Origin of the sequence: Pseudidiomarina piscicola (assembly GCF_902806985.1) — a bacterium.
Lineage (GTDB): Bacteria > Pseudomonadota > Gammaproteobacteria > Enterobacterales > Alteromonadaceae > Pseudidiomarina > Pseudidiomarina piscicola.
Genome location: NZ_CADCXY010000014.1, coordinates 1 through 561 on the forward strand (window position 1 = coordinate 1; position 561 = coordinate 561).

Sequence of the window (561 nt, forward strand, 5' to 3'; positions counted from 1 at the left end):
AGCTCGTCTGGGATAATTATCGAGCTGTTAGTTGGTTGCATTTTGTGAGTGCCTGACAGATCACATTGGAGTGTTAGGCATGCACAATCGTCATTTAGTTTTGATTTCTCTCCTCTTTATACCGCTCATTGCCGTTGCGCAAACGACGTCAACCTTTAAATACGACTCCAAAGGACGTCTCGTCGAAGTCGATAATGGTACCACGTTTATCGAGTACGCCTATGACAAGGCAGGCAATCGCACTGCGGTCGGGAATGAGCGTCTGGATCAACTAATGGGTCCAGTCATTACTGAGTTCGAGGTGCCGATGATGGCATCTGGAGTGGGCGACAATACTTATGTTTCGTGGGCTTCAACGAATACCACGTCCTGCGCTATAACCTTCGAGAATCAGGTGAACTCGTATACGAATTTGCCGAGCTCCGGAAGTCATTACATTCGCGTATTTGCCTCAGGTGCCATTTTCCTGCAATGCGTGGATGGAAGCGAAAGTGCTGAATCCTCAAGCTACATATTTTATCAATCAGGGGGCGGAGGACCTATCGGAATTTAATTGCCGAT

Annotated in this window: 1 protein-coding gene; it reads left to right on the top strand. The window is 47.4% G+C overall.

Annotated elements, in window-relative coordinates; translation table 11 throughout:
• The first annotated feature begins 79 nt into the window (after nucleotides 1–79).
• Nucleotides 80–553, top strand: a complete 474-nt coding sequence (locus PSI9734_RS11965) for an RHS repeat domain-containing protein (protein ID WP_173920673.1) — start codon at nucleotides 80–82, stop codon at nucleotides 551–553.
• Nucleotides 554–561: the final 8 nt, after the last annotated feature.

Coding starts and splice junctions, on each gene's coding strand:
- PSI9734_RS11965 (WP_173920673.1), top strand. CDS start 80: ATGCACAATCGTCATTTAGTTTTGATTTCTCTCCTCTTTATACCGCTC.